The sequence below is a fragment of the Stenotrophomonas rhizophila genome, assembly GCF_003751305.1.
GTDB classification, from domain to species: Bacteria; Pseudomonadota; Gammaproteobacteria; order Xanthomonadales; family Xanthomonadaceae; genus Stenotrophomonas; species Stenotrophomonas rhizophila_B.
This window is the reverse complement of sequence record NZ_RJKV01000001.1, coordinates 1,452,312-1,470,760: the sequence shown is the minus strand read 5'-3', so window position 1 is coordinate 1,470,760 and position 18,449 is coordinate 1,452,312. Positions and strand designations below refer to the sequence as shown.

At 66.2% G+C, this 18,449-nt stretch carries 14 protein-coding genes; 8 read left to right on the top strand and 6 right to left on the bottom strand.

All coding sequences use genetic code 11. From position 1 onward, the window contains the following. Positions 1 to 20: 20 nt before the first annotated feature. The 3 genes from EDF74_RS06615 to EDF74_RS06605 all read right to left on the bottom strand — a co-directional run bounded on the left by EDF74_RS06615 (position 21) and on the right by EDF74_RS06605 (position 4,001). Positions 21 to 1,430, bottom strand: coding sequence for a PepSY-associated TM helix domain-containing protein (locus tag EDF74_RS06615; protein ID WP_123729314.1), 1,410 nt, complete (start codon positions 1,428 to 1,430; stop codon positions 21 to 23). A gap of 1 nt (position 1,431) precedes the next feature. Next, the gene (locus EDF74_RS06610; RefSeq protein ID WP_123729740.1) at positions 1,432 to 3,471 is read right to left on the bottom strand and encodes a TonB-dependent receptor; all 2,040 of its coding nucleotides are present in this window, start codon (positions 3,469 to 3,471) and stop codon (positions 1,432 to 1,434) included. Between the two features lie 131 nt (positions 3,472 to 3,602). Continuing rightward, the gene (locus EDF74_RS06605; RefSeq protein WP_123729739.1) at positions 3,603 to 4,001 is read right to left on the bottom strand and encodes a DUF2946 domain-containing protein; all 399 of its coding nucleotides are present in this window, start codon (positions 3,999 to 4,001) and stop codon (positions 3,603 to 3,605) included. A 343-nt stretch (positions 4,002 to 4,344) separates the two neighbouring features. On the opposite strand from EDF74_RS06605, the gene EDF74_RS06600 reads away from it, so the two are divergent. The 5 genes from EDF74_RS06600 to EDF74_RS06580 all read left to right on the top strand — a co-directional run bounded on the left by EDF74_RS06600 (position 4,345) and on the right by EDF74_RS06580 (position 12,158). After that, complete coding sequence (locus EDF74_RS06600; RefSeq protein ID WP_123729313.1) at positions 4,345 to 5,403, top strand: alpha/beta fold hydrolase; 1,059 nt, start codon at positions 4,345 to 4,347, stop codon at positions 5,401 to 5,403. Then, positions 5,403 to 7,022, top strand: coding sequence for an N-acyl-D-amino-acid deacylase family protein (locus EDF74_RS06595; RefSeq protein ID WP_123729312.1), 1,620 nt, complete (start codon positions 5,403 to 5,405; stop codon positions 7,020 to 7,022). The genes EDF74_RS06600 and EDF74_RS06595 overlap by 1 nt, the downstream gene beginning before the upstream one ends. A gap of 37 nt (positions 7,023 to 7,059) precedes the next feature. Beyond that, positions 7,060 to 8,547: a serine hydrolase domain-containing protein gene (locus EDF74_RS06590; RefSeq protein ID WP_123729311.1), complete on the top strand. Its 1,488-nt coding sequence runs from the start codon at positions 7,060 to 7,062 to the stop codon at positions 8,545 to 8,547. Between the two features lie 137 nt (positions 8,548 to 8,684). Further along, entirely contained in the window at positions 8,685 to 9,677 is a 993-nt protein-coding gene (locus EDF74_RS06585) for a dipeptide epimerase (RefSeq protein ID WP_123729310.1), read from the top strand. A gap of 228 nt (positions 9,678 to 9,905) precedes the next feature. After that, complete coding sequence (locus EDF74_RS06580) at positions 9,906 to 12,158, top strand: TonB-dependent receptor (protein WP_123729309.1); 2,253 nt, start codon at positions 9,906 to 9,908, stop codon at positions 12,156 to 12,158. A gap of 49 nt (positions 12,159 to 12,207) precedes the next feature. Here EDF74_RS06580 and EDF74_RS18340 read toward each other — a convergent pair whose 3' ends face one another. Genes EDF74_RS18340 through EDF74_RS06570 form a run of 3 tightly spaced genes read right to left on the bottom strand, consistent with a single transcriptional unit; the run spans position 12,208 to position 15,607 of the window. Further along, complete coding sequence (locus EDF74_RS18340; RefSeq protein WP_260232195.1) at positions 12,208 to 12,333, bottom strand: hypothetical protein; 126 nt, start codon at positions 12,331 to 12,333, stop codon at positions 12,208 to 12,210. Next, positions 12,330 to 13,469, bottom strand: coding sequence for a PepSY-associated TM helix domain-containing protein (locus EDF74_RS06575; RefSeq protein WP_123729308.1), 1,140 nt, complete (start codon positions 13,467 to 13,469; stop codon positions 12,330 to 12,332). Before EDF74_RS06575 ends, EDF74_RS18340 begins: the two co-directional genes overlap by 4 nt. After that, positions 13,469 to 15,607, bottom strand: coding sequence for a TonB-dependent siderophore receptor (locus EDF74_RS06570; protein WP_123729307.1), 2,139 nt, complete (start codon positions 15,605 to 15,607; stop codon positions 13,469 to 13,471). The genes EDF74_RS06575 and EDF74_RS06570 overlap by 1 nt, the downstream gene beginning before the upstream one ends. Positions 15,608 to 15,788: 181 nt before the next feature. On the opposite strand from EDF74_RS06570, the gene EDF74_RS06565 reads away from it, so the two are divergent. The 3 genes from EDF74_RS06565 to EDF74_RS06555 all read left to right on the top strand — a co-directional run bounded on the left by EDF74_RS06565 (position 15,789) and on the right by EDF74_RS06555 (position 18,445). Then, the gene (locus EDF74_RS06565) at positions 15,789 to 16,802 is read left to right on the top strand and encodes a L,D-transpeptidase (RefSeq protein WP_123729306.1); all 1,014 of its coding nucleotides are present in this window, start codon (positions 15,789 to 15,791) and stop codon (positions 16,800 to 16,802) included. Between the two features lie 99 nt (positions 16,803 to 16,901). After that, positions 16,902 to 17,810, top strand: coding sequence for a hypothetical protein (locus EDF74_RS06560; RefSeq protein WP_148045918.1), 909 nt, complete (start codon positions 16,902 to 16,904; stop codon positions 17,808 to 17,810). Positions 17,811 to 17,905: 95 nt separating this feature from the next. Beyond that, on the top strand, positions 17,906 to 18,445 hold the full coding sequence (locus EDF74_RS06555) for a demethoxyubiquinone hydroxylase family protein (protein ID WP_123729304.1): 540 nt from the start codon (positions 17,906 to 17,908) through the stop codon (positions 18,443 to 18,445). Positions 18,446 to 18,449 lie beyond the last annotated feature (4 nt).

Below are 18,449 nucleotides of genomic sequence, written 5' to 3'. Positions count from 1 at the left end.
GGCACGGCCAACCGCGTGATTCATGTCGCGCGCCAGCCACGGGTGGCGAGGTAGTCCAGAACACCCACGACCAACAGCGACAGGCCCACCAGCGGGAACACCACGCCACCGATGCACAGCAGCACGAAGACACCGGCCACGCTTCGCCCATGCCTCGGCAGTGGCGGCACGCCGATCCCACCGATGGGGCGCCGCTTCCACCACATCACAGCACCGCTGAGGCAGAGCAGAAGGATCGCTGCGCACGCGACGATCAGCACCACACGGTTGACCGTGCCGTACTCGTTGCCGAGATGGACATTGATGCCCCATTCCAGTCCTCGCCCGAGCGCACCGTAATCGGCGTAGCCCATGTCCAGCAGAACCCGGCCGCTGTACTGATCCAGATGCACCACCCGCTGACGCGACAGATCCTCCGGATAGACCGAGGCGGTGTAGACACCCATGGGCCCACGCGGCAGCGCGATGCTGTAACCCGGCGCTAGGCCGAGTGCGTTGAACCGGCGCATGGCCGCGTCGATGCCGAGCGCGCCGGGCTGCGGCGACAGGTCCCCGAGTGGGCCGCCACCATGTGCGGCATGCCCGTCATCGGCAGCGGCGTGCTGGACATGCGGCACCGCCGAGACCGGCAGCTGTGCCTGCTCCATCGACCACGCTGGCGTGGTGGTGTCGGCAAGCCGATGCGCGGACATCGGCACGTCCACACGCACCCCGGCCGGGTAACCATAGTCGTGACCGTTCGCCCAGGCATTGACCTGGTTGCCCCAGACCACCGACCACGGCATGCCGGTCATGGCCAGGAACACGAGCACACCGCCCACCCAGACGCCGGTCACCGCATGCAGGTCGCGCCAGAACAGCCGCTGTCGCGGCTGCCCGCGAACCGTAGTGATCCCACCGGTCTGTCCGCGCGGCCACCACAGGTAAACGCCGGTCGCTACCAGAAGGATGGCCCAGCCGGCGGCGATCTCGATCAGGGCACTGGCGTAATCACCGAGCAGATCGAGGCTATGCAGCTGCCGCACCACGCCCGAGAACGTTCCCTTGTCCGGCAGGTGCCCGAGCACCTGCGCGGTGCCCGGGTCGACGTAGTAGACCTCCCGTCGACCGTCGGCCTCCTGTACGCCGATCTCGATGCTGCCGTCGGCGTACTCCGGCGTGGTGTAACGGAAGATCTCCCCGTGACTGACGGCGTTGACGCCCGCCAGCTGGGCGCTGGCAGGCGAGGGTGGCACCGCTGCGTTCTGCACTACCTTCAGATCGTGATGGATCCAGCGATCGATCGGCTTCTGGTAGACGTATACCGCGCCAGTCAGCGCCAGCCAGGCGATGAAGGGCAGCACGAACAGGCCGGCATAGAAGTGCCACCGCCACACCGCGCGGTAGAAACGCCAGCGATCCGATGCACGCGGGGTAGCAGGGGTTGGCATGTCAGAGCTCCCGGGTCCAGCTCAGGTACAGCGCCCGGCCGTCACCGGGTGAGTAACCCGAGGAACCGCTGTCGTACCAGGCATACACGTAGAAACGATCTGTCGCATTTTTCAACTGCAGGGCCAGGCTGTTGCGCGCGTCCAGCCGATACGTGGCGCTCAGGTTCAACAGTGCATAGCCGCCGTAGCGTCCCAGCGTGTTGGTCCTTTCCACGAAGTAGTCGCCCTGGCCATTGCCCCAGGCGCTGAAGGCCCAGTCGGCCGTCGGGGCGTAGTCCACACCCGCGCTGGCCAGCCAGTTCGGCACGTTCTCGATCTGCCGCCCGCGGGTCTGCGGCGCACTGGGGTCCGGCACCTGGATCACCGCCTTCTGCCGCGAGTACGCGGCCCAGGCGCGCCACTGTGCGCTGGCCTGCCACGTCAGCTGGGCGTCCCAACCGCGGCGCAGCGTCTGGCCCACGTTGCCGACCTCATTGGCCCCGACCACGCCATTGACGCCCAGGACGGTGGCGACCTCATCGCTGGCCCGCTGCTCCCAGTACGCGATGCGGGTCTGCAGCCCCTGCACAGGCGCCCATTTCATCCCGGCCTCCCAGCCTTCGTTGAGGGACGGAGCAAGATCGTTCAGCTGCGTTCGATACGCGCCATTGCCGCTGCCGATCTGGAACGTTCGCCCCCAGTTGGCGTACGCAACCGTGGTCGGGCTGAGATCGTAGGACACACTCAGCTTGGGTTGTTTGATCAGGCCATAGTCGTACACCGGTGCGCGCAGGCCGGTCGCCCCATTGTGGAAGTCGCCATACATGCGATCGACCCGGTAGGCGGGCACGATCTTCAGCGCGTCCATCGGCCTGATCACCGCCTGCACGTAGGCACCCCGGGTATCGAGGGTGTAGTCCCAATCGCGCAGGGTCGCCTGGCGCTCGCGCGCGACGGTCCTGTAGCGGCGGGCCGTGTTGTCCTGCCACTGCCCATCCACGCCGGCATCGAGGACGAACTCGGCCAGCCGCGAGTCCGGGCGCCAGGTGGTGTTCAAGAGCAGGCCGCGATGGGTCTCATCGTTGAAACGTTCCTGTTGAGCGCCTCCCGCGGTGAACGTCACCCAGCGCTGGTTGCGATAGTCGTTCTGGTAGGCCTTGGCGTTCCAGCTCCAGTCGCTGCCCAGTGCGCCATCGATGTGCACTGCGGTCTGGACCGTCTCGCGCTCACTGCGGTCATCGCGTGCGTAGGCCGGCGATTGCGTCGGATTGGCCTGCACCTCCGGATAGCTGAGGTAGCCGGCTTCCAGTGCGGCGTTCTTGTAGTAGCGGCTGGTCAGCCCTGCGCGCCACCGGCCGTCAGGGTCGGTGTAGAACCACTTGCCGGCGAAGCTGCGCTGCGTGCCATTGGCATGGTCGCGCTCGCCGTCGGACGTGCGCCAGCCGACGAAATAGTTCTGTGACCAGGCGCCGCTTTCGAACCCTTTGGCCAACTGCACATCCTGCGTGCCAAAGCTGCCGGCGGTGATGCTCAGCTGGCCGTCATTGCCACCCTGGCGGGTCAACACATTCACGTCACCGGCAATCGCATGCAGCCCGTAGCGGGCATCGTTGGTGCCGCGCACGATCTCGAGCGCGACGATGTCCAGCGGAAACACCGCATCCAGGTAGGGCATACCGCCCGAATTGTCATTGCTCGGAATACCGTCGATCAGCAGCTTGACCGCGTTGATGCGGCCCTCGCCGTTGAAACCCCGGAAGGAAAAGCGGCCGGCGTCGGTGCCCATCTTGAACTGGGTGACCTGCACGCCCGGGGCATTCATCAGCAGCTCCCAGCTATGGTCGACCTTCTGCGGTTGAAGGACATCGCCGCCGATGAGATCCACCGAGGTGAATACCGAGCGGGCCGACAGCTCGCGCTCGGCGGCCGAACGCGCCTGCACGGTGCCCAGGGTCAGCACGGTACCGTTCTGGGCAGCGACGGTGGCGGGAAGAAGAAGGGCAGCGGCAAGCACGGCCGTGATGGCCTTGGCCAAAGGTCGATACGAAAAAGAAGGTGTCATGGTCCACAGCATTCGATGCCGCGGTCAGCGTGACCGGGGCAGGGACAAGGTCCGGCCGACGGGCCGGATGGCGCAGAGCGTTGGGCACGAGCCGGCAGGGCGCAGCAAGGCTGCACCGGATACTTGCCGGATCAGCAGACCAGAACAGGTGGGCCGCGGGCGCCGAGGGTGCCTTGAGCGGGAGCGCGACGACGCTCGACCAGACCTGACAGCGATCGAAACACGGCCGGCCACTGCGTCAGCAGCAGGAGCAGCGCCACGAGCAGGCTGATGAGACGGGCCGCGATCAGGCAGTACTCGCAGTCCACGCCCATGTCATGGTTGGCGTGCGGATCGGCAGGCGCTTCGGCAGCGGGGCGGGCCTCGCCCTGATCCTTATCGTGATGCGCGTGATGGCCCGCGTGCGCGTCGGCATCCGTCATGGCGTGATGCGCCGCATGGGGATGGGGTGCAGGCGAGGCTTCAATGACGGGCGCGGTCACCGGCGCCAATGCCCGGCTGACCATGGGCGCGACGATCACCAGCGCAATCGCCAGGAAGGCCCAGGCATGAAGCCAGCGGTGGAGGAGGGACGCATGCACCGGCCCGATGGTAAGCCATGGTTGTCGGGATTCCCGGCGAAAACGCCCGTTTTGTGCTCAATTGCGACGGTTTGTCGCAGTCTGGCGCTCGGCGGCGTGCACTCTGGAGCGGCTCACGGACAGGCCCCGTGCCCGCACTGCACATTGACAATTCTCCAAATAGGACGCTTATATCCTATATGGGCCTGAATCCATCCCCGATCGTTTGCGTTGGCAGGGCAGGCAGGTCACAGGATTCTCAACCGCTTGCGTCCCAACGCAGGCTTCAGCACGCCATTCAAGAGAGCACGACATGACAGCAGTGAAGGGTTGGCGGCGGTTTCGTCGGTGGGTGAAGTGGATCGTGCTCGGTCTGCTGGCGGTCGTGGTCCTGCTCACCCTCATCGGGGTGGTCTACGAGGCTTTGGCGCGCCGGAGCGCGGCGACCGATCATCCACTGCGCGGCCAGATGGTTGATGTCGGCGGACGCCAGATGCATATCGAGTGTCGCGGCAGTGGCACCCCGACCGTGATCTTCGAGTCCGGCCTCGGCACGGGCGGCACGATGGACTGGACCCGGGTGCACGACCGGATCGCCCGCTTCACCCGCGCCTGTGCCTACGACCGCGCCGGCATCATGCGCAGCGATGCCAAGGACACCCCGCAGCGTGCGTCAGCCGTGGCCGATGACCTGCACGCCCTGTTGAAAGGTGCGGGCATCACCGATCCGCTGGTGCTGGTCGGCCATTCCATCGGCGGGCCGTATACCCGCACCTATGTGGGGCGCTACGGCGAGCAGGTTGCCGGGCTGGTGATGGTCGACCCCTCGCATCCGGATCAGATCGCCCGGCTCGGCAGCGTGGTGAGCATCGATGTCCACCCGAAGAAGGTGTCGCTGTTGATGCATACCGCCACGGCACTGTCCCGGACCGGCCTGGTGCGCTTCCTGTTCTCGCGCGCCGATCATGGCCCACGCCCGAAGGATGAGGCCGCGGAGATCACCGCCTTCTCCAGTGCCTCGGTCACGGGCGCGACCGCTGAGCTCGACGGCTTCGACAGCACCATGGACGATGCCCGGGCGGTCACCTCGTTTGGCGACCGCCCGGTGATCGTGCTGACCGCGTTGAAGCCGTTCAAGCCCGACGAGCTGAAAAAGATGGGGCTGACGGCAGAGGAGGGCGCCCGGTTCAAGCAGGAATGGCGCACCTTGCATGCCGAGCAGGCCGCCCTGTCCAGCCGCGGGCAGCAACAGATCGTGAGCGATTCCGGTCACTACATCCAGATCGATCAGCCTGATCGCGTGGTGGATGCGGTTCGCGAGGTCGTGGATGACGTTCGTGCGCAGGCGCGCACCAACAAGGAGATGCAATGATGAAGCGCACCCTGCTGTGGGCGGGCGTATCGATGCTGTTTGCCGCCAACGCGGCCGCCGCCGACTATGACCTGGTGATCCGCGGTGGACGCGTGCTCGACGGTGCCGGCAATCCATGGGTTCGTGCCGATGTGGCCGTCAGGGAGGGGCGCGTGGTCCAGGTGGGCCAGGTCCCCGGGCAGGGCACCCGCGAGATCGACGCGACGGGGCGCTATGTGTCGCCGGGCTTCATCGACATGATGGATCAGTCCGGCGCGGCGCTGCTCAAGGACGGCGCGGCCGAGAACAAATTGCGGATGGGCGTGACCACGCTGATCGGCGGCGAGGGCGGACCGCCGGTGCCTGCCGCGGGGATGCCGGGCTACTTCAAGCAGCTCGAAACGCAGGGCATCGCGGTCAACTTCGGCACGTACTACTCATCCACCCAGGCCCGCGTGCATGTCATGGGCGATGCCGCCGGTGGGCCGACGCGGAAGCAGCTGGACGCCATGGGCGAGCAGGTGAAGACTGCGATGGAGGCCGGCGCGTTCGGCATCTCCAGCGCCCTCATCTATGCACCCAGCAGCTTCCAGAGCACCTCGGATCTGATCTCGCTGGCCAAAGTGGCCGCGCAATGCGACGGCTTCTACGCTACGCATATGCGTGACGAGAGCGAGGGCGTGGTCAAGGCCATCGAGGAGGCCATCGAGATCGGCGAGAAGGGCGGCGTCAAGGTGGAGATCTTCCACCTCAAGGCAGCCTATGCACCGGAGTGGGGCAAGCTGATGCCGCAGGCGCTGGCGACGATCAATGCCGCGCGCGACCGCGGGGTCGATGTAGCCGCCGATCTGTATCCGTACACCGCAGGCGGCACCGGGCTGGAAATCATCGCGCCGAGCTGGGTCTGGGCCGATGGGCTCGAGAAGGGCATCGAGCGCGTGCGCGATCCCAAGGTGCGCGAGCGCATGAAGAAGGAGGTCGCGGCCGGTTCGATGCCGGGCTGGTCTAACCTGGTGCACGCATCCGGTGGTTTCCGGAACGTGCGTCTGGCCAACAGCTTCAGTGAGAAGTACCGGCGCTTCCACGGCAAGACGCTGGCCGAGATCGGTGCCGAGCTGAATCTGGATCCGGCCGATGCCGCCTGGGATATTGCGCTGGAAGGGTTGCCCAATCGCGCGGTGGCGCTGTATTTCATGATCAGCGAAGCGGATGTGCAGCTCGCGCTGCGCCAGCCCTGGGTCAGCATCGGCAGTGATGCCGCCGCGGCGGTGAACTACGGCAGCGACGGCGCCATCGGCCTGCCGCACCCGCGCGCGTATGGCACGTTCCCGCGCATCCTCGCCGAGTATGTGAAGCGACGCCAGGTACTGACGCTGGAAGACGCGGTCCGCAAGATGACGAGCTGGCCCGCACAGCGGATGGGATTGAGCGATCGCGGGCTGATCCGCGAGGGAATGCGCGCCGATATCGTCCTCTTCGATCTGGACACGTTGGACGATGTGGCGAGCTGGGACGCACCCGCCGGCGCGCCGACCGGCATCGAGACCGTGATCGTCAACGGTGTGGTGAGCTTCGAGGGCGGCAAGCACACCGGCGCCCGGGCGGGCTCGGCGCTGCGCCATCCCTGCCGCACGCGCTGATCCACATGCGCGCCCCAACTACCACAGGACACAATTCATGATCCGATATTCCACCGGCGGCAGCCTTCTTGCCCTCGCGCTCGCCGCGTCCGCGCCGGCACTCGCGGCCGCACCACCGATCACCAGCGCGGACGATCTCGGCACGGCGGTCTCCGCACAGATCGCCTGCGCTGGCATTTTCGTGGCCAACCGTGCCGAGGCTGACGTACTGCGCGACGACATCCACGCGCTGGCGCCATTTACCAAGGCGGTGGCGCTGTCGGTGGATCGCAAGGCCGGGACGGTCACCGCTTCAGCGCCTGGCGCGGCCACGCGTACCGCGCTGCATCGACCGGCCGTCGGCTGTACGTTGACCACCGGCGATGTGCCGCTGAAGACGCTCGATGCCCAGGCCGCACGGCTCTCACCGCTGCGGCAGCTGTCGGCACGACCCTGGCCGCAGGGTGACCTGCCGGCTCCGGCGCTGCAGGCGGCCGCCGAGACGAAGCTCGACCGCGCCGCACTGGATGCGGCCGTGAGTGCGGCGTTCGCGGAGCAGAACGTGGGCGGCTACCCGGACACCCGGGCGATCGTGGTGGTGCAGGGTGGGGCGATCGTCGCCGAGCGCTATGCGCCGGGGTTCAATCAGGACACCCGCATGCTCGGCTGGTCAGCCACCAAGAGCATCATGGGAACGCTGGTCGGCCTGCTGGTCGATGACGGCGTGCTTAAGCTGGATGACCCGGCACCGGTTCCCGAGTGGCAGGGCAAGGGCGACCCGCGGGGCGCCATCACGCTGCGCCAGTTGCTGACGATGTCGAGCGGGCTTACCTTCGTGGAGAGTTACAAGCCAGGCAACGAGTCGATCAAGATGCTGTTCGAGGCGGGCGACATGGCCGCGCTGGCCGCCGCGATGCCGCTTGAACACGCCCCCGGCACGCACTGGAGCTATTCCTCGGGCACCACCAACATCCTCTCGCGCATTGTCTTCGACGCAACCGGCGGCACGCTGGAAGGCATGACCCGGTTTGCGCAGACCCGTCTGTTCGAGCCGGCGGGCATGCGCAGCGCGCTGATCGAGCCGGACGAATCGGGCGTGCTGGTCGGCAGTTCCTATGGCTACGCCACGGCTCGCGATTGGGCGCGCTACGGGCTGCTGCATCTCAACCAAGGCGAAGCGGGTGGCAAGCGCCTGCTGTCGAAACAATGGCTGGCGTTCGCCCTGACCCCCACCCCCGCATCACCGCGCCCCTCGTACGGCGCGCAGCTCTGGTTGAACCGGGCGGCGCCAGATGAAGAAGGGCGCAAGGTGCTGCAGGACGTTCCACCCGATGCCTTCATGGCGATGGGCCACAACCACCAGATCGTGGCCGTTATCCCGTCGCAGGATGCGGTGATCGTGCGGCTGGGCTGGACGCCGGAAGGTCAGAAGTTCGACTGGAACAAGCATGTCTCGCGGATCGCAGCCGCGCTCGCTCCGGCCGCTGCGCCGTCGAGTGAGGTTGCCCTGATGCGCAGGCAGGGCGCCGACCGCGGCGCCCATTGACAGTTCTCTTGATGGAGAACTAATGTCTCAATGTGAGAAATGCTCACCTTGAGGCAGGGAAACCAGATGTGCTCGATCACGCTGTTGGCAATGCCCCCATTGAGTCGTGACCCCGCTGCGACCGGGGTCAACGCCTGATGGCCCCCCTGAAACTCGGCATCGCGGTGGATGCGCTTCGTCTGGCCGCCCCCTTCCGCATTGCCAGTCACGTGTTCGACAGCCGGCTGGCCATCCTCGTCACCCTGGATGACGGCGTGCATATCGGTCGGGGCGAGGCCACCGGCGTTTACTACCTTGGCGAAGACCTCGACAGCATGCGCGCCCAGATTGAAGCGGCGCGCGATGCGATCCAGGCACACCCCACGCGCGAGGAACTGCGTTCGATCCTGCCGGCAGGGGGTGCCCGCAATGCTGTCGACGCCGCCCTGTGGGAGCTGGAATCAAAGCAGTCGGGCAGGCCCGTCTGGGCGCTTGCCGGACTCGCGGCGCCGCGACCGCTGCCGACGACCTTCACCGTGGGCGCCGATGCGCCATCGGCCATGGCGGCCGCTGCCGTGGGATATCGGCAGGCGCGCTCGATCAAGGTAAAATTGACCGGCGATCTGGATCTGGACATTGCCCGCGTCGAGGCCATCCGCGCAGTGCGTCCGGACGTGTGGCTCGGTGTGGATGCCAATCAGGGCTACCAGATCGCCGATCTCGACCGTCTGGTGACCGCCATGCTCGCCGCTGACGTATCCCTCATCGAGCAGCCGCTTGCGCGCGGGCGCGAGTCCGATCTGGACGGGTTTGCATCGCCCATTCCCTTGGCCGCAGACGAAAGCGCGCTGACGCTGGCGGACGTCGAGGGACTCAAGGGTCGCTTCAACGTGTTCAACATCAAGTTGGACAAATGCGGCGGTCTCACCGAGGCGCTGCTGATCGCCGCCGCGGCGCGGGAAGCTGGGCTGGGCGTGATGGTCGGCTGCATGGTGTGCAGCAGCCTGGGCGCTGCGCCGGGCTTCGTGGTGGGGCAGCTGTGCGACCTGGTCGATCTGGATGGCCCGACCTTCCTCAAGCAGGACCGCACGCCCGGCGTGGTCTATCGGGACGGCACGATCTGGTGCGACGAGGCCGTCTGGGGCGGCTGACCGTGGGAGTGGGAGCCGTCCTGGCACACAGTTTCATGTCGATGTTGCGACGCGGGATTGACAGTTCTCTGAACAGGACTATTGTGTCCTACATGGGCTTATAAGCATCCATCATTTCCCAGGAGCGTCACTGCCAGGCCGGCATGCCCCTGAACCCCGGGGCGCCCTGACTGCCGCACTTCGTGCCCATTGCCGTGGGCTTCCTGCTCGCTACCGAGGTCTCATCACATGAGTCACTGTTCGCCCCGAATCAACGCGTTGTCGCTGGCCTGCGCTGCAGGCATCCTCGCCCTGGGCTGCAGCGCCCCGGTCATGGCGCAGGTGGCCGCTGAAAAAACCAATCGTGACGACGTGCATACCCTGGGCACGGTCACCGCCACCGCGCAGAAACGCGTGGAAGTGGTGACCGATATCCCGATGTCGATCAGCGTCATCAGCGAAGAACAGCTGGACCGCCTGCAGGTCAACAACATGAACGACCTCGCCGGACTGGTGCCGGGCCTGCAGGTCACCAGCCTGGGCGCGCCGGGCCGCTCGACGATCTCCATCCGCGGCATTACCCCGATGGGCAACACCGCCGCCACGTCGATCTATGTGGACGACGTGCCGCTGACCGCCAATGGCTCGCTGTCCGGCGCCACCTCGGGCATGTTCGATCTGCTGCCCTACGACGTACAGAACGTGGAAGTGCTGCGCGGCCCGCAGGGCACGCTGTACGGCGCGAGTGCGCTGGGCGGCGTGGTCAAATACGTGACCAAGCGGCCGGACCTGGAGTACTTCGCTGGCCGTGCAGGCGCCACCATGCGCGTGGTGGACGACGGCGGTCGGGTCGGGCACTCCGAGCGCGCGGCGGTCAATGTGCCGCTGGTGAAGGGCACCCTGGCCCTGCGCGCCAGCTACGCCGAGCAGACCAGCCCCGGCTGGATCGACAACACCGTCCTGCATCGTCGCGACACCAACGATGTGCACCAGAATGCCGGTCGCGTCTCGCTGCTGTGGAAAGCCTCGGACACCGTGGACGTCCTGCTGACCGCGATGCGCCAGGAGAACAAGGGCGACAATTTCGCAACCGTGGCACTGGATCCGGTCACCTTCAAGCCGAAGCTGCCGGGTTACGCCAACGAGTATCTGTTCCTGCAGCCGAGCACGATCAAGTACGACGTCTACGGGCTGACGGTGGACTGGGATCTGGGCTGGGCGGATTTCACCTCTGCCAGCAGCTGGATGAAATCCAACTCGTGGCGCCTGCAGGACCAGTCCGTCGAGTACATTCCGCTGCTGGGCCAGCGCCCCGGCGTGGGCCCGGTGATGGCGTACGCCGCGCTCGACACCGACATCGAACTCAAGAAGTGGACCCAGGAACTGCGCCTGACCTCCAAGGGCGACAGCCGCCTGCAGTGGCAGGTCGGCGCGTTCTACACCGATGAGGACGCGGCCTATATCGAAGATGGCAGCGCACTGAGCCCGGCGTTCGCCCCGGTGCTCAATCTGTTCAAGGCCTCCGTGCTGACCAGCTATAAAGAGAAGGCGCTGTTCGGCAACACCACCTGGAAGTTCACCGATCGCTTCGATCTGGCCTTGGGCGTGCGCCATGCGCGCAACGATCAGGTCTTCCGCCAGACGCTGGGCGGCCCGCTGGGTGGCGACGGCGTGCAGCGCGTCACCGAGTCGTCGGAAAGCGTGACCACCTGGAGCGCCAGCCCGCGGCTGTTCCTGGGCGAGGACACCATGGCCTACCTGCGCGTGGCCACCGGCTACCGTGCCGGCAGCCCGAACCCCATCCTGCCGGCCGCGCCGGATGTGCCTTCGCAGGTCAAGTCCGATACGTTGATCAACTACGAAGCCGGCGTGAAAAGTCACTTCTGGGATCGTCGTGCGCTGATCGAAGTGGCTGCGTTCCGGATCGACTGGGATGACATCCGCCTGAACCTGCTCACCCCGCAGGGCATTTCCTATGGCGTCAACGGCGGCAGCGCACGCAGCCAAGGCGTGGAATTCACCGGCGCGCTGATGCCCGTCGACGGCCTGCGCCTGAGTGCCAGCCTGGCCTATACCGATGCCCAGCTGACTTCGCCGATTCCGCCGGCGCGTCCGGGCGGCGCCAATCAGGCCGAATCCGGCGCGCAGCTGCCGCAGGTACCGGAGTGGGCAGGCAGCCTGCAGGCCGACTACCAGTTCCCCACCAGTGGCGACTGGGGCTGGAGTGTCGGCGGCGCGCTGCGTTATTACGGCGAGCGCGAGGCCTCGGTGGCGTCTGCACAGTCCTTCGAGCTGCCCAGCTACACCACAGTCGATCTGACCGCCGAAGTGAGCAGCCAGAACACGACCGTGCGGTTCTTCATCACCAACCTCACCAACAAGGACATCTACGTCGCCGCCGGCAGGACCATTCCCGCTGGCACGGCGCAGAACTACCGCCGCTGGAACGCGGTGATGATGCAGCCGCGTACGGTGGGCGTGTCGCTGGACTACAGCTTCTGATCGGCGCCTGATAAAACGCGCGGCACCTTCGGGTGCCGCGCAGGGCGGGTTACTTGGAGAACTCCGCCGGCAGGAAGCCCAGCCACAGTAGCAGCAACACCAGCCAGAGCCATCGCCAACGGCCCATGCCACGCCACGCGGCACGCCAGGGACCGGGTGTCTTCTGCGGGCTCATACCGCCGCCTTTCGCGCACGCGCACGCAAGGCATCGGCGGTGCGCAGGCCGTAGATGTACACGCCGGTGAAACACAGCGAGGTGAGCAGGGCGCCGGCCACGAACCACAGCAGGCGAATCGGCCAGCCGCCGAAACTGCCGAAATGGAGCGGGTCGGCCATTTCCGCGATGCGTTGGTGCACGCCCAGATCGCCGCCGTCATGGCGGCCCAGCACAGTGCCGTCCTGCAGATCCAGCGCGATGTTGTTGGCCCGTTCGCGCACCAGCCAGGCAGTGGCCTCACCCATCAGGACCAGCCCGCGACCATCGCGACTCACGAGGGCGCCGGTGGGCGTGAACGCCGGCCATTGCTCCGATACGTGACGCACGGCGGCATCCACCGCCGCAGGGTCGACGGGGCGCGGTGGCGCATCGCCATCGGCCAGGCGCGTGACCGGGGCCGCCGGCGCATCGCCACCCAGGGATTCGACCAGATACCACGCCCCGGTGATGCTGATCAGCATCAGGAACCACATCGACCACACGCCGGCCAAGCGATGCAGATCACCCCAGAGGCGGCGCGGGCGCGCGGTATCGGGACGCTTGAAGAAGCCGCGCCACCATTTCTTGTAGATGTACAGGCTGCCCAGCCAGGACAGCAGCAACGGCACCGAGAGTGCCGTCACCAACGGCACCCCATAGATGACCGGCAGCATCAGATGGCGATGGGTGTTGCGCAGCAGGCGCTGCACATTGAACCAGCCGGTGTCGCCGGTGACCTGCGCGGTGTAGGGGTTGATCCACACAAAGCGCCTGCGGCCATCGGGCAGGCGCATCTGCGCGCGGGCCGCGAACAAGCGGGTGTGCCCGGCGCTGATCCCCTCCAGCTCCCAGGCCGGCCGAGCGCGCTGCGCAGCCGAAATGATGCGTCCCCAACTGGCGGTGTCACCACCGTCGGCCACCCGCATCGGCTTGTGCAGCAGCCAGTCGATCTCCTGCGAGAACACCGCGAGCGTGCCGGTCAGGCAGACGAAGCCCATGAACAGACACAGTTTCAGCCCGATCCAGCTGTGCAGCTCGAACCAGCGCCGACGCCCGCCACCGGTTGCGGGCGGGGCGGGCAGGGGCGCTGGCGAAGGCTGGCGCGTGGCGTTCATCAGAAGGTATAGGCCGCTTGGACATACACACGACGCGGTTCGCCCGGGAAGTGGCCCGTGCGCCCGGTGAAGCCGCTGGCCGCGTAGACCTTGTCGAACACGTTCTTGATGTTGGCCTGGAACTGCCACTGCTGCCACTGCGTTTTCCAGCTGACATCGAACGTGGTGTATGGCTTCACCGTCTGCCCATCCAGGCTGATGCGCTCGTCCACATGGTCGGCACCGAAGCCCACGGCCGACTGGATCGCCGGGAAGTCATAGCGGGTCCACAGACCCAGCTTGTTGCGTGGTGCGTTGGCAAAGCGATCGCCCGACGCATTGGTGATGCCACCGGTGCCGGCGTCCTTCACGACGGCATCGTTGTAGGCGTAGGTGAGATTGACCACCCAGCGGTCGGTCACGTCGGCCAGCAAGTCCAGTTCCATGCCCTCGCTGCGCACCAGCCCCAGCGTCGACAGCTGGTTCACGCCATCGATCACCGCGCCGGTGGCCTGCACGATGTTGCTGCGCTCGATACGGTACGCGGCCAGGTTCAGGGTGATGCGCTCGGCCAGCAGGCTCTTCATGCCCACTTCCCACTGCCGGCTGCGCTCGGGATCGAACGGCCCACCGGCGGCGGCATTCTGGTTGGCCGCCGATTGCGGAACGAAGCCGCTGGCCACGTTGGCATACAGGTTTACCCCGTCGCGGACCACGAAGGTGCTGCCCAGGCGCCAGCTGATGTCATCGCCATCCACGCTGCTGCCGGCGATGCGATCGTCATCCTTGAAGCCATCCCAGCGCAGCCCGGCCAGGATGTGCCAGCGCGGGGTCAGGGTGATCTCGTCCTGCAGGTAGCCGCCATACCGCTTGCTGCGGGTGCTGGTCGCACGCCAGGGCAGGGCGGCCAGGTTGTAGTCGTGATAGGAGGTCACGCCATACACCGGGTTGAACAGGTCGATGCCCGGGACAGGGCCGGCACCGCGAGCGAGGTCCGCGCTGTTCGCGGTCTGGGCGTTGAAGTCCGCGTCCATCTGGAACACGTCGGCGCCGAACAGCACCTTGTGGTCCACGCCTCCGGTGCTGAGCCGCCAGACGGCGTTGCCGTTGGCGGCGAAGGCGTCGTTGGCGCGGATCTGGTTGCGCAGCTGGCGCGTCATCCACTTGGCGGTGCCATCACGATCGCGGTCGATCAGGCCCATCGGCTCGTGGTACATCTGGTGTTCGTTGTTCTCGAACCAGCGCGCCGCGACGTCCAGATCCAGGCTGGAGGTGGGCGAGAAACGGTACTGGGCCAGCACCACCTTGGCATCCATGTCCAGGAAGTCGGTGGCCTCGTTGTGGTTCCAGCGGCGATCGGTCAGGAAGGTGCCTGCATCGTTCACCGGCACGCCGCGCAGGCGATTGCCGCCCAGCTTCTGCGTGATGTCGGTGTACTGCAGCACCAGCTCGCCGGTATCGCCCACGTCGAACGCAATCGACGCATCACCGATCACGCTTTCGCTGTCGGTATTCCAGCGCACGCCGTCTTCGGTGTCGCTGTAGAGGCCAGCGCGGTAGCGCACGCTGCCGGTGGTGTTCAGTGCACCGGTGGCTTCGACGGAGGCGGCGCGGAAATCGTTGTTGCCGACCTGCACCTCCACCCGGCGCTCGGCCTTGGCCGACGGCTTGCGGGTCACATAGTTGATGACGCCGCCCGCATCACCGCCACCGTACAGCGCGCCGGCCGGACCCTTCAGCACTTCGACGCGCTCGATGTTGAACAGCTGCGGCACCGAGAAGCCCGCGTAGGGATCACCACGCAGCCCGTCATACAGCACATTCTCCTGGCGGAAGCCGCGCAGGGTGACACCGGCATAGCTGAAGAAGCTGATGCCACTGATGCTGCGATACAGATCGGTGACCTGGCGCGCGGCCTGATCGTCGATCAGCTCGCGGGGCAACACCTGGATGGACTGTGGCACCAGCTCCAGCGGGGTATCCGTTCGGGTGCCCACCGCCGCGTCATTCACGCGATACAGGGTCTGCGCCCGCCCCAGCACCTGGACCTTGTCCAGTTCCTTCACCTCCGGCGGGGTGTCGACCTCGGCTGCGTGAAGGGCCGTACTGCCGGAGAGCGCGATGGCGAGGGAAAGAACGTTGCGGGCAAAGAGGGGCATCGGGGGAGGGGGGAATCGAAGGTGGGAATGAGACATATTACCATTTGACGCACTTTGATACATGCGCTGCTGCAGCCTGCCCGGATGGGGTGATATCGGTGAGCGCGCGTGCGGCGCGGGGTTGCCGGGGCATCAGACACCGGTAACAGTAAAGCGTGACCCGTCGATCCAAAGGACTGTGATGACCCGAATTGCATTGGCCTTGCTTGCCCTGCTCGCCGTGGTGCCCACCGCGCTGGCGGTGCCTTCGTGGGGCGCGAAGACGTCCCGTCCGGCCGATACCGTGCCGGCGGCATTGCACCCTGGCGAGTGGGTCTGGGGCGGCGACGCGAAGGCGATGGGACCGATGGCCGTGGTCGTGAGTCTCACCGAGCAGCGGGCCTACGTGTACCGCAACGGGCTGCTGGTCGCGGTCTCGACGGTGAGCACCGGCAAACCCGGCCATGAGACGCCCACCGGGGTGTTCACCATCCTGCAGAAGGACAAGGACCACCGGTCGAGCAAGTACAACGACGCGCCCATGCCTTACCAGGAGCGGCTCACCTGGGATGGCGTGGCCCTGCACGCCGGCGGGTTGCCCGGCTACCCCGAATCGCATGGCTGCGTGCACCTGCCCACCGAATTCGCGCGCCTTCTGTTCGGTGCGACCAACATGGGGATGGTGGTGGTGATCGCCAAAGATGGCGTGTCGCCATCAGAGCTGGTCCATCCACGTGTGGCCAGTCCGATCGATCCCGGTACCGGCAAGGAAGTGCTGGCCGCCCCCTTGGGCGTGCAGGAGCAGTTCCGCTGGCAGCCGGAACGTGCGCCGACCGGCGTGTTGTCGCTGCTGCTGAGCACCTCGGACGCCAGGCTGTTTGCGTATCGTGATGGCAAGGAGATCGGGCGGGCGAGGGTGGGCTTCCGCGACGGGGCGGCGCCAGCGGGAACGCGGGCTTTCATGGTCGCCGATGGCGTTGCACCGGCAACGGCTCCGTCATGGGTGGAGATCGGTATCCCCGGACAGGAAGCGGCGAGCGGAACGGTGGTTGCCCGGGCAGAGGAGGATAAGATCCTGCTGCAACCGGGTTTCCGTTCCCAACTGCAGCCACTGCTGCGCCCGGGCGTGGTGCTGCTGGTCACTGACAAACACGTGCTTGCCGACACCACCGGCGCGTCCCTGCAGGTCCTCAACGCGGATCCGCCGGAGCTGTAACGGCACTCCTTCTCAACCGCTATGCTTGTACGGATACCACCCTCCACCCGTACAAGCACGGCAGGCCGCATCACGATGAACGTAAAAACAAGCACCGCAATGCGTTCTACCGTGCTGCTGCTGTCAGCGGCCTTGCTTGCCAGTGGCTGCACGCGAACCAAGCGTGAAACGGTGCTCTCGTCGGACACGCTGAAAGTCGTGGCGGTCACCGAAAGCAGGCTGGATATCAACGTCAGCAAGTACCAGCACTACACGACGTTCGAGCTGTATGTCGATGGCGGAAAGCTCTCCGACAGGGCTTTCGCAGCACTCCTTAAAGATCCTGGCGCCGCTGACGATCGCTTCGTCCATACCGATGCGGTCGTCCTCGACGACCACGCGGTGCTGCTCGCGTCACACAACCGGGACAGCCTGCGCTGCTGGACGACACGCCTGTCCACCAGCGGCGGAACGCCGAGGGTGGAGGAACTCATGAGCGGAACGGTCGACTGCTCCATCCGCCCGGCACCCGCTGGATGGAAAGCGCTTTACGAAGAACCCGGCGACCTGATCCTGATCCGGGAGCACCCCTTCCAGCGCCATCCGATTGCAGGCTACTGGTACGTGCTGTGGATCGAGGGAGACGTCGCTGCCCTGTATCAGAAAGACCGGGAGCATGAGCGGCTTGTTGTCAGGCTTGCCCGGATTTCCTCGGACACGTCCCTCGCAGAACAGGCGCTGCCCATGCAGCAGTACGCGGAGCCTGACCTGCTGTACGCCTCGCCGGAGGCGCGCAGGCAATGGCTGTTTGATAACTTCAGGGTCTCCATGGGGCACACGCCCTCGATCCAGCTGCGTGCAGACAATCGGCTGGAAACCATCACGCCGGAGGTCTGGGCGCAGTACCAGGCGATTGATCGCCAGAACCGGGAGCTGGATGCCCGCGCGCGCGCCGAAGGAGAGGCCTGGAACGAGGCGCAGCGCAAGGCGCTGGACGCTGGAACGGCGGAGCAATCGCCTGCCCGATAGCACCTGCTCCCGGAAGAACGCCGTCGGCTGCATCGACCCGCCTGCCGCTGGTATCGTCAGCATCCAGGGCCCCACATCACATGGTCAGGACTCACATGGACGTCGTCGCACACTCTGTCTGCCCTGATCTGGGCGACCGCATCATCAAGGTCAATCATGCTGGGGAGCATGGTGCCATTGCGATCTACACCGGACAGATTCTGTTGGCCCGGCTGACCGCACCCGCACTGGTGGATGAGCTACGTGAGTTCCGTTCGCACGAGGAACGACATCGCGCCGTCTTCGGCGCGGAGCTGCAGCGACGCGGTCGTCCTCGGTGCCGAAGCTACTGGCTCTGCGGCGTGGGTGGTTTTGTCCTCGGCGTCGCGACCGGCCTGCTGGGGCGAGGGGCAATTTCCGCAACCACGACAGCCGTAGAGCGTGTGGTGCTGCGCCACCTTCAGCACCAGATTGTGGTGCTGGAAGGGCATGACCCTGCCGCAGTGCTGGCCATCTCATCCATCATTGCGGACGAGCAACAGCATCACGATCAAGCCCTGGCGCATAGCCAGGCAGGCGCGTTCTGGCCCAAGGTGCTCGGCCCTGTCGTGTCCGGCGCGACGGAAGCCGTCATCTGGCTGGGCATGCGGCTGTAACCGC